Source organism: Janthinobacterium sp. GW822-FHT07A03, assembly GCF_058798815.1.
The window spans coordinates 71,181-82,542 of record NZ_JBXAKW010000007.1 but is presented as its reverse complement, the minus strand read 5'-3'; the positions used below and the strand labels follow the sequence as shown (position 1 = coordinate 82,542).

8 protein-coding genes are annotated in these 11,362 nt (G+C 61.2%); 7 read left to right on the top strand and 1 reads right to left on the bottom strand.

Translation table 11 applies throughout. From position 1 onward, the window contains the following. The 4 genes from AC1RJW_RS20150 to AC1RJW_RS20135 form a co-directional block, all read left to right on the top strand. Window positions 1–1,145: YDG domain-containing protein (locus AC1RJW_RS20150; RefSeq protein WP_493046560.1), on the top strand; the 1,145-nt coding region annotated here is incomplete at its 5' end. A 155-nt stretch (window positions 1,146–1,300) separates the two neighbouring features. Next, the gene (locus AC1RJW_RS20145) at window positions 1,301–2,143 is read left to right on the top strand and encodes a sulfotransferase family protein (protein WP_493046559.1); all 843 of its coding nucleotides are present in this window, start codon (window positions 1,301–1,303) and stop codon (window positions 2,141–2,143) included. A gap of 290 nt (window positions 2,144–2,433) precedes the next feature. Beyond that, window positions 2,434–3,879 (top strand): glycoside hydrolase family 19 protein, encoded by a 1,446-nt coding sequence (locus AC1RJW_RS20140; protein ID WP_493046558.1) that lies wholly within the window; start codon window positions 2,434–2,436, stop codon window positions 3,877–3,879. 103 nt (window positions 3,880–3,982) lie between these two features. After that, window positions 3,983–6,355 (top strand): chitinase C-terminal domain-containing protein, encoded by a 2,373-nt coding sequence (locus AC1RJW_RS20135; protein WP_493046557.1) that lies wholly within the window; start codon window positions 3,983–3,985, stop codon window positions 6,353–6,355. Between the two features lie 195 nt (window positions 6,356–6,550). On the opposite strand, the gene AC1RJW_RS20130 is transcribed toward AC1RJW_RS20135, so the two are convergent. Continuing rightward, the gene (locus tag AC1RJW_RS20130) at window positions 6,551–7,819 is read right to left on the bottom strand and encodes a maltoporin (protein ID WP_493046556.1); all 1,269 of its coding nucleotides are present in this window, start codon (window positions 7,817–7,819) and stop codon (window positions 6,551–6,553) included. A gap of 311 nt (window positions 7,820–8,130) precedes the next feature. Between AC1RJW_RS20130 and AC1RJW_RS20125 the strand changes: the two genes are divergently transcribed. The 3 genes from AC1RJW_RS20125 (at window position 8,131) to AC1RJW_RS20115 (ending at window position 11,360) form a co-directional block, all read left to right on the top strand. Next, entirely contained in the window at window positions 8,131–9,441 is a 1,311-nt protein-coding gene (locus AC1RJW_RS20125; protein ID WP_493046555.1) for an ABC transporter substrate-binding protein, read from the top strand. A 229-nt stretch (window positions 9,442–9,670) separates the two neighbouring features. Continuing rightward, on the top strand, window positions 9,671–10,531 hold the full coding sequence (locus AC1RJW_RS20120) for a carbohydrate ABC transporter permease (RefSeq protein WP_493046554.1): 861 nt from the start codon (window positions 9,671–9,673) through the stop codon (window positions 10,529–10,531). A 10-nt stretch (window positions 10,532–10,541) separates the two neighbouring features. Continuing rightward, entirely contained in the window at window positions 10,542–11,360 is an 819-nt protein-coding gene (locus AC1RJW_RS20115) for a carbohydrate ABC transporter permease (RefSeq protein WP_070219870.1), read from the top strand. Window positions 11,361–11,362: the final 2 nt, after the last annotated feature.

Here is an 11,362-nt window from a genome sequence, read left to right as displayed (position 1 = left end):
GCGGTACGACCTTGCTGGACGGCACTGGTTCAGCCAGCAACTACACGGTGGCCAATCCGACTGGCTTGACGGCCAGCATCACGCGGGCGTCGATCAGCGCCATTGCCGGTATCGTGGCAGCGAACAAGGTATATGACGGCGGCACGGCAGCCAGCCTGAACCTGGCGGGCGCCAGCTTCAATGGCATGGTGGCCGGTGACGCCTTGAGCCTGGCCGGCGGCCCTGTCCTTGGCGCATTCAGCGACAAGAATGCGGCGGTCGGCAAGACCGTGACCATCAGCGGTCTGGGCCTGGCCGGTGCCGATGCGGGCAACTATGTGCTGGCCAGCAGCCAGGCCAGCACCACGGCCACCATTACCCCAGCCGCCCTGACGGTCAGCGCCAGCGGCGTCAACAAGGTGTATGACGCCACCACGAATGCCGCCGTTTCCTTGCGCGACAACCGTATCGGCAACGATCAGCTGAGCATTGCCAGCAATGGCGCCAGCTTCAGCGACAAGAATGCGGGCGTGGGCAAGACGGTGACGGTGGCCGGCATACGGCTGAGCGGCGCGGATGCGGGCAATTACGTGGTCAACAGCACCGCCAGCACCACGGCCACGATCTCGCAGGCGGCGCTGACGGTGAAAGTCGATAACGCCGAAAAAGACCAGGGACGCGCCAATCCCGACTTCCGCGCCAGCTACAGCGGCTTGCTCGGTGGCGACACGGTGGCCGCCGAGGTGAGCGGCAACCTGGCGTTCAGCACGCCTGCGACGACGGGATCCGTGGCCGGCAATTATCTCGTATCGGCATCGGGCCAGGTGTCGAATAACTACGCCTTGAGCTATGTGGACGGCGTGCTGAAAGTCAATCCGACGGAAGCGCTGCAAAGCGCGGTCGCAAGCGTGATTGCGGCCGTTGCCGTGGCGCCATCGCAGGGCAATATGGTGCAGGCGGACATGATCGTCAGCGGCGAGACGGCGCCAGGCAAGCCCGCCGCCGCGCCGGAGGGAGAGAAGGGCAGCGCAGGCAGCGCGCCGGTGGTGCAGCTGGCCGGCAATGTCGTCGGCAATGTCCTGCCAGGGCTGCGTCTGAGCGTGGTCGATAGCGGCCTGCGCCTGCCGACCGAAGCTGGCGGCAACACGCGCCAGGACAGCCAGTAAAGCCAGCGGCGCCACCGCAAGGCGGTGCCGGAGATGCCGCTTCGTGTTTCGAAGCGGCATTTTTTTTACCGGCGCGTCGTTGCCGCACTCTTATAATGGCTGCACCATCCTTGATTTCCGTCAGAAGAGCAACGCTGAACAGAAAGTACAATCGCATGACATCCAATTTCATCGGCGTGGCCGGCTTGCCACGCGCCGGTTCCACCTTGCTGTGCCAGCTGCTGGCGCAGCATCCCGACTTGCATTGCGAAGGCAATAGCTCGCCCCTGTGCAACGCCTTGCTGGGCATGCGGCGCATGGTCAGCGACGACGCTTTTTTCCTGTCGCAGCTCGACAGCTCCTTCGATGCCAGTTATGACCATCTGAAAACGGCCATGCAGGGCTTCCTGCGCGGTTGGTACCGGGATTGCGGCAAGCAGGGCGTGGTGGACAAGAACCGCGCCTGGCTGCATTGCGTGGAAATGCTGCTGCAGCTGGCGCCGGAAGCGAAAATCATCGTCTGCGTGCGTGAACTGGGCCAGGTCTACGGCTCCATCGAAGCGCAGCACCAGCGCACCATCCTGCTCGATTTTGTCGACCATCTGGCCGATTTCGACCGCCTGGGCCGGGCCGACATGCTGTTTGCCAAGGACCGCACCATCGGCGCTCCCCTGAGTTCCCTGCATGCCGTGCTGGACTTGCCTGCCGAAGTGCAGCAAGAGCTGTATTTCGTGCGTTTCGAGGACTTGATGGCGCGGCCGGTGGAATGCATGTCGCACCTGTACACCTGGCTGGGCCTGGCACCGTTCCAGATCGACCCGCACGATCTGGCCGTGGGTATCCAGGAAAGCGACAGCCATTACCGCATGAAGTACACGCACCGCCAGCAGGCGACCATCAGCGCGCCCAGGCCGCATGCGATACCGCCGCGCATCCAGGCGCAAATCGAAAGTGCGTATGGCTGGTTTTATGACCTGTATTATCCGCAACACCAACGCGTGGCAACGCCATCGGCCTGAAAACACTTGCGGCAGTGCTAATACCACTTGCCGCAACGCTGCCGGCGCGGTATTGCCGGCAGTTGCTGCAAACTCTGCTTTTCTTCCTCCCCTCACTCTTTGCTTCTCATGCCGTGGCCGGACCGCATGAAGCCACTGGTATTGTAAAAAACACCGTTATATAAAACCACTTGACTACCAATTTAAGGCGTCGCATTCTCTGTGCAGAAAGCCGACGCTTCGCTGTGCTTTCTTTACGTACAACATAAAAAGCTACTTCGATAGTTTTCGTATAACGTTCAGGAGACATTGTGAAGACACGGCAAATTAGCCGGCTGGCCTCGCCCTTGATGGCTGGCCTGCTGGGCAGCGCGCTGCTCGCTTGCGGCGGCAATTCCACCACCGAACCCCCATCGACCCTGCTGGCCGCCACGGCCGCCAGCGACAGTTGCGCAGCCTGGAGCGCCAGTGCCGTCTACACGGCGGGCCAGTGCGCCGTCTACGATGGCAAGGTGTACCGGGCCAAATGGTGGGTGCAGGGCACGGCGCCGAACAACGACCAGTGGGGACCGTGGAGCCTCGACACCACCACGCCGACTCCGACACCCACGCCTACCCCGACGCCAACGCCGACACCCACGCCAACGCCAACGCCAACGCCAGGCGTGCCCACCAAGGCCCAGGCCGAGGCGAACGAGGCGGCGCTGACGAACAACGATTTCTTCCGCAAGGTCAAGGCGTCGATCCGCACCCTGGGCAATGTGGCCGTCGAGGCCGTCCAGCCTGGCCTGGCCAGCAATCCGCTCAACGTCAAGCGCGTCGAACGTCTGCTGCCGGCGGCGAAGTGGGATTATTATTTTGCCGCGCGCGACGCCAGCTACACCTACCAGCGCTTCCTGCAAGCCGTGGCCAAGTTCCCCGCCGTGTGCGACGACTACAGCGACGGGCGCAATGCGGACGCCATCTGCCGCCACAGCCTGGCCACCATGTTCGCCCACTTCGGACAGGAAACGGGCGACCATAACGCCAGCAGCCCGCTGCCGCAATGGCGCCAGGGCTTGAAATATTTGCGCGAGCTGGGCTGCGACGAGACGGGCGCCGGCTGCGGCTACAACATCGAGTGCGCCGACCCTGTCTTCAACAAGGTGTGGACATGCGGCAAGAATGCCGACGGCAGCTTCAAGAAGTATTTTGGCCGCGGCGCCAAGCAGCTGTCCTACAACTACAACTATGGGCCGTTTTCGCAAGCCATGCATGACGGCGATCAATCCGTGCTGCTGAAAAATCCGGACCTCGTCGCCTCGACCTGGCTGAACCTGGCGTCGGCCACGTTCTTCTTTGTCTATCCGCAACCGCCGAAGCCATCGATGCTGCACGTGCTCGACGGCACCTGGGTGCCGAACGCGGCCGATACGACGGCTGGCGCGGGCAATAATTTCGCCACCACCATCATGATCATCAATGCCGAATGCGGGCAGGGCACGGAAAAGCAGGCCGCGCAAAACCGCATCGATTACTACAAGCAATTTGCCGCCGACATGGGCTGGGATTATTCCGGCGAACAATTGTCTTGCGCCAACATGCAACGCTTTACCCCGGCCAGTTCCGCTGCCTACAACATCTATTGGGAAAAGAACTGGAGCGCCGGTGGCGACAACCAATGCCAGCTGGTCAGCTATCAAACCCCGTACAGCGCCTTGCTGGCCGGGAACTACGTGAAATGCGTGGAAGCCAACTGGAATGTGAAGTTGCAGTAGCAGTAAATGCAGGAAAGCCAGCCAGGGATAACAGTTGACAAGAGCCCCTTGAGGGGCCTGCAACAAGCTCTCGATGTATAACCATAACGGAGACAGACACCACATGAAATCGAATGCATTATTGATGGCCCTGCTCAGCGGCGTGCTCGTCGCTTGCGGCGGGGGCCAGGAAGGCACGACCGCCACTCCGAACACCTTGCTCGCCGCCGTGGAAGCGTGCGCCGTCTGGGATGCCGCCACCGTCTACACGGGCGGCCAGTGCGTGCTCTATCAGGGCGTCACCTACAAGGCCAAATGGTGGACGCAAGGCAATGTCCCCAGCGCGGCCGACCAGTGGGGCCCATGGGCCGTGACGGATACGCCGACACCAACCCCGACACCGACGCCGACGCCAACGCCAACGCCGACACCAACGCCAACACCGACGCCAACGCCAACGCCAACGCCGACGCCGACGCCGACGCCAACCCCGACCCCGACCCCGACCCCGACCCCGACCCCCACGGCTTGCCGTCCGGATGGCCTGATCTCGGCCGTGCCGAATGTGCCGTATTGCAAGGTGTACGACGCGAACGGGCGCGAAGTGCTCGGTAATGGCTTGAACCGGCGCATCGTCGGCTATTTCGCCAGCTGGCGCACGGGCGTCGATGGCAGCCCGACTTATCTGGTGAATAACTTGCCGTGGGACAAGATCACCCACCTGAACTATGCGTTCGCTTCCGTCGACCCGGCCACGTCGAAGATCGCCATCGGCAGCGGCGCGGCCAATCCCGACACGGGCCTCACCTGGCCGAACGTGCCGGCCGCGGCCATGGACCCATCCTTGCCGTACAAGGGCCATTTCAACTTGCTGGCGCAATACAAGAAGAAGTATCCGGGCGTGAAACTGATGATTTCCGTGGGCGGCTGGGCCGGCAGCGGCGGCTTCTACACGGCCACGACGAATGCGGACGGCAGCATCAACACGGCCGGCATCAATACCCTGGCCGATTCCATGGTGGCCTTCGTGCGCCAGTACAACTTCTTCGATGGCGTCGATGTCGATTACGAACACCCGACCACCAACAATGAAGCGGGCAATCCGAACGACTTCGCCGTCTCGAAACCGCGCCTGGCCGGCCTGATGACGAGCTACAACGTGCTGCTGAAAGTGCTGCGCCAGAAGCTCGACGAAGCGGCCGTGCAGGACAATAAGTATTACCTGCTCACCATCGCCGGCTCCGCCTCGGGCTGGGTCTTGCGCGGCGAGGAAAACATGTCGGGATTGAAATATCTCGATTACGCCAGCCTGATGACCTACGACTTGCACGGCGCGTGGAACCAGTATGTGGGACCGAACGCGGCGCTGTTTGACGATGGCAACGATGGCGAGTTGCGCGCCGGTAACGCCTATCAGTACCAGAACATCGGCTATCTGAACACGGACTGGGCCTACCGCTACTACCGGGGCGCCATGCAGGCAGGCCGCATCAATATCGGCGTGCCGTTCTACACGCGGGGCTGGAAGGATGTGACGGGCGGCACCAACGGCCTGTGGGGCACGACGGCGCTGACCAATTCCACGGTCACCTGCGCGGGCGTGAAAACCTGCGGCATGGGCGCCACCGGCATCGACAACGTGTGGTACGACCTCGATACACAAGGCAAACCGACGCCAGGCGGCGGCAACCCCATCTGGCATGCGCTGAACTTGCAAAACGGCATCGTGCCGAGCTACCTGGACGCGTATAAAGTCACGGACAAGGCGCTGGTGGGTACCTATGTGCCGTACTACAGCAGCACCATGGTGGCGCCGTGGCTGTGGAATGCGACCAAGAAAGTGTTCATTTCCACGGAAACCACGCAGTCGATCGCGGCCAAGGCCCAGTACATCGTCAATAACAATATCGGCGGCGTGATGATCTGGGAAATGGCAGGCGATTATGCCTGGGATGCCACGCGCAATGGCGGCAAGGGCGAGTATTTCATGGGCACCACCCTGACGGACGTGCTGTACCAGGCTTTCCGCACGGCTGGCGTGTATGGCAACAAGCGCGCCGAAATCGCCATGCCGGGCACGGCGGCCAACGTCAGCATCACCCTGGGCGGCTGGAAGCTGGGCGACAACAACTTCCCCATCAACCCGGTGATGACGGTGAAGAACAACACCACATCGACCCTGCCGGGCGGTACCGTGGTGGAGTTCGACTATCCCGTCTCGGCGCCATCGGACATGAGCGACCAGTCCGGCTTCGGCTTGACGGTGATCAATGCCGGCTACACGGGGCCGAACAATATCGGCGGCTTCACGAAGAACTACAACCGGGCCCGCTTTGCGATTCCCGCCTGGCAATCGCTGGCGCCGGGCGGCTCCGTGGCGCTGACCCTGAACTACCGCCTGCCGATCTCGGGACCGGCCAACTACACGGTCACCGTGGGCGGCACCAAGTACGCCTTGACGCAGGAGTATCCGGAACTGCCGGTGGCCTTGCCGTAAGTTGAATCCGGCAGGGTAAACAAAGAAGGGCGGAACCGGGGTTCCGCCCTTTTTTATGTAGCTTCTTGTGTAGTAAAACGCCGGACAAAACCGTCGCGAGCGGCAGTGATTTGTGGCTAAGAAGCGCAACCGTGCTAGAGCACGGTGAGCATCGCAGGCCGCAAAGCGCGCCGCGCAGCAGGTTTGGTTCGGTGTTTAGAACCAGGTTTCCACTTGGAAGCCATACGACGTGCCGCTGGTATTGTTGTTGTAGATCGGGCCGCCGTTGTTCGACGCATTGACCGAGGCGGTGGCCGCATCGTTCCATTTGCCGTAGGTCACGAAAGCGCGCAGCTCGGGACGCGACCACAGGCCAGGACCGGCCGAGATCGTCGGCGCGATGGTCAGCTTGGTCAAACGCTTGGCCGGCAGGCCACCCGCTTGCGTCACGCGGTCCGTGCCCAGTTCGCCCACCAGCTTGAAGTTGTTGGTGAACGCGTACACGGGACGCACGCCGACCGAAGTCCAGGTCGAGGAACCGGTGGCGTTCGATTCGTCTTTTTGCCACAGGGCGACGAATTCCATGCCGAAATTGGCCATCGGCTGGATCGCCATGTCATTGAAGATGCGCGTGCGCTTCACGTCCGAACCGAAATTGGTGTCGCCCGAAGCGCCGAACTGCGCGCCCTTGCCGGTGCCAGGACCGACGCCGTACTGCACGCCGAAGGTATTGCCGCCGCCGAAGACTTTCGCCTGGCGGTGGAAGGCCGACAGCTGCCAGCCATTGTGCTTCTGGCCAAACGCGTCGTTGTCCTTGCCTTCGCCGATGATGTAGGTCGCGGCCAGGTCCAGGGTGCCGTTTTCATTCACGGGAATCTCGCCGTAGATGAAGTTCTGGCGCACGGCGGACTTGGTGCTGACGACGCCGGTCGGCGACACGGTGTTGATGTCGTTGTCCTTGAAGAAGGCGTACGAGAATTTGCCGGGGCCCGCAGGAATGCGGTCCAGGCCGGCGCCCGTGCCGTTCATATTGATGTACTGCAAGTCCAGCATGTGGATGTCAGGACGGTAGTAGAAGCGCTTGCCGATCCAGGCCGTGCCGCCGTTCAGGAAATCGAGTCCCTGTGCTTCGACATAGGCCTTGACGATGCCCAGCTTGTTGTCGCCGAAATCGGAGTTGGGCGCGTAGGCGTTGACCCAGATGGTGGCCAGGTAGTTCACGCCGCCGGACTGGGCGACGGACTTGGTGTAGCCGAATTCCGTATAGGCGTCGCACTCATTGCCCAGACGATATTTCATGGTATTGCCGCCCAGGCCGAAGCAGCCTTGCGAACCGCCGTCGCCCGAAGTATTGCTGCCGGCGCCGGCGCGCAGGTAGCCGTGGAAGCCTTCGGAATCGGATGGGTACATGGGGTCGGCCATGGCGGCAGCGCTGGCGATGGCCAGGAGCAGGGCAGGTAAAGTTTTCAATGCAGTGCGATTCATGCGGTCTCCAGAAGAATGTTGGTGGTAGCGGTGGCGCCCCGGAAGGCCGCTCACCGCACACGGTCTAATGCCGAAAACCAAGTCTAGCAGCGCTTTTTTAACCACCCTGATACAAATCGAACAAGTACCGATACTTTCTTTCAAAGTGTTGTTTTTCCTCAATATCGATACTCTGGTGCATGAAGCGGGTGCAAAAGAGTATCGAATTGCGGTTTTGGAGTATCAGAAAGTATCAAAGTCCGGTGCTACATTGTGGTCGTGGTGCTAAGTACCTGAGCATTGCCAACGACAAAAAACACTGGAGACACACAATGAAACGTTCCGCCATTGCCGCGCTGTGCGCCGGCGCTCTCTGCCTCAGTTCGTCCGCTTTTGCCGCAACCGACCTCGTCATCGCCACCGTCAACAACGGCCACATGATCGAAATGCAAAAGCTCAGCAAGTTCTTCGAGCAAGCCAATCCCGACATCAAGCTCAAGTGGGTGACCCTGGAAGAGGGCGTCTTGCGCCAGCGCATGACCACCGATATCGCCACCAAGGGCGGCCAGTTCGACGTGATGACCATCGGCCTGTATGAAACGCCCATCTGGGGCAAGAAAAACTGGCTGATCCCCATCAAGCCGGACGCCAAATACGATATCGACGACTTGCTGCCCGCCATTCGCGAAGGCCTCTCCGGCGACGGCAAGCTGTACGCGTCGCCGTTCTATGGCGAAAGCTCGATGATCATGTACCGCAGCGACCTGGTCAAAAAGGCGGGCATGACGATCGAAGACCGCCCCACCTGGAACAAGTTGCGCGACGTGGCGGCCAAGCTGCACGATCCTGCCAACGGCGTGTACGGCATCTGCCTGCGCGGCAAGCCGGGCTGGGGCGACAACATGGCGCTGATCACCACCATGGCCAATTCCTACGGCGGCCAGCTGTTCGACATGCAATGGAAACCGCAATTTACCAGCAAGCCGTGGAAGGATGCGGTCACCATGTACGTCGACCTGATGAAGAAATACGGCCCGCCGGGCGCGGCCGCCAACAGTTTCAATGAAAACCTGGCGCTGTTCAACCAGGGCAAGTGCGGCATCTGGATCGACGCGACCATCGCCGCCTCCTTCATCACGGACCCGAAACAGAGCAAGGTGGCCGACAAGGTGGCGTTTGCCCAGTCGCCCATCGGCGTGACGGAGCGGGGCGCCAACTGGCTGTGGATCTGGTCGCTGGCCATCCCGTCGAGCTCGAAGCACCCGAACGAGGCGCAACGCTTCATCAACTGGGCCACGTCGCCCGATTACGTGAAACTGGTTGCCAAGGAAACCAGCTGGGCCAATGTGCCGACGGGCACGCGCAAGTCGACGTATGCGAGCCCCGAGTTCCAGAAAGTGGCGAAATTTGCCGCCGCCGAAGGCAAGGCCCTGGCCACCACGCGCGCCGTGCAAAGCACCTTGCCGCCATCGCCATATGTTGGCGTGCAATTCGCCTCGATTCCCGAATTCCAGGTGATCGGCGTGGCCGCCGGCCAGCAGATGGCGGCAGCGCTGCTGGGCAAGGTGACGGTGGAGCAGGCGCTGGAATTGTCGCAGCAGACGGCGGAACGCGAGATGCGCAAGGGTGGCTATTACAAGTAAGAGGGTAGCCTGACCAAACCTGCTGCGCGTCGCGCTTTGCGGCCGGCGATGCTCACCGTACTCCAGTACGGTTGCGCTTCTCGGCCACAAGGGGGCGCCGAGCCTCACTGCCGCTCGCTACGGTTTTGTCAGGCATCTTTGTTGTGCCGTTTGGTTTGTAAAACAGGTGACATGACTGGCCTTGCTATTGCAGAGATCAATCACTCACCTCACGTCTCAAGAGAACCCTATGAAACGCTTTATCCCCCGGACTTTGCTGACGCCGGCCGTGGTCGCCGTCTCCGTCATTTCCGTGATCCCGCTGCTGATCACCCTGTTTTACTCGTTCGTGCGCTATTCCATGCTCGATCCGAGCGGCCATCCTTTCCATGGCCTGGCCAATTTCCACTTTTTCTTTACCGATGCCTCGTTCCTGCCGGCCTTGCAGAACACGTTTACCTTGCTGTTTTCCGTCATGCTGGTAACCGTGGTGCTGGGCACGGCGCTGGGCTTGCTGATCAACGAAGCGTTTCCGGGGCGCGCCATCGTGCGCGTGCTGCTGATTTCGCCGTTTCTCGTCATGCCGGCCGTCAACGCCCTGATGTGGAAGAACATGCTGCTCAACCCGATCTACGGCCTGTTTGCGCAGATCAGCCTCTTCTTTGGCGCCACGCCCGTCGACTGGCTGTCGGCCCATCCCCTGTTTTCCATCATCATGATGGTCTCCTGGCAATGGCTGCCGTTTGCCTGCCTGATCTTCATGACGGCCCTGCAATCGATGGACCGCGAACAGCTGGAGGCGGCGCGCATGGATGGCGCCACCTATGTGCAGCAATTACGCTATCTCTACATTCCCCACCTGGGCCGCGCCGTCTCGGTGGTGCTGATGATCGAGATGATTTTCCTGCTGTCGATCTTTGCGGAAATCTTTACCACCACGGGCGGCGGTCCCGGCTTCGACACGACGACCATCACCTTCATGATCTATCAGCAGGCACTGCTGTCGTATGACGTGGGAGCGGCTTCCGCCGGCGCCTTGTTCGCCGTGCTCATCGCCAACATCGCCGCCTTCTTCCTGATGCGCGTCATCGGCAAGAACCTGTCGAAATAAGGAGACCTTGATGCATAGCAAACTCAATCTGTATGGCCGCACGGCCGCCGCCTGGCTGTGCGCGCTGCTGCTGTTCTTTCCCATCTTCTGGCTGGGCCTGATGGCCTTCAAGACGGAAGGACAAGCCATTTCCACGCCGCCCCTGCTGTTCTTCACGCCGACCCTGGACAGCTTCCGCGAAGTGCTGGCGCGCGACAATTACTTCGGCTACGCGTGGAACTCGCTGTTTACCAGCGTGGTGTCGACGGCCATTGGCCTCTTGATCGCCATCCCGGCCGCCTATTCGATGGCCTTCTTTCCCACGGGCGGCACCATCGGCTTGCTGAAATTCATGCTCAGCTCGCGCTACATGCCCGGCGTGGGCGCGCTGATGCCCATCTATATCTGCTACCAGTACTTCGGCCTGCTCGATACGCGCATCGGCCTGACCATCATGTTCATGCTGATGAATTTGCCCATCATGATCTGGCTGCTGTACACGAGCATGAAGGAGCTGCCGCGCGAAATCCTCGAGGCCTCGCGCATGGACGGCGCCACCGTGTGGGACGAGTTCCGCCACGTCGTGCTGCCCCTCTCCGTGGGCGGCATCGCTTCCACGGCCCTCGTGTGCATGGTGTGGTCGTGGAATGAATCGTTCTGGTCGCTGAACCTGGGCGCCTCGAACGCGGGCACCCTGGCCTGGCTCATCGCCTCGTATTCGAGCCCGGAAGGCCTGTTCTGGGCCAAATTGTCGGCCGCTTCGCTGATGGCCATCGCGCCCATCATGGCGCTGGGCTGGTTCTGCCAGAAACAATTGGTCCAAGGTATGACTTTCGGCGCCGTCAAATAATT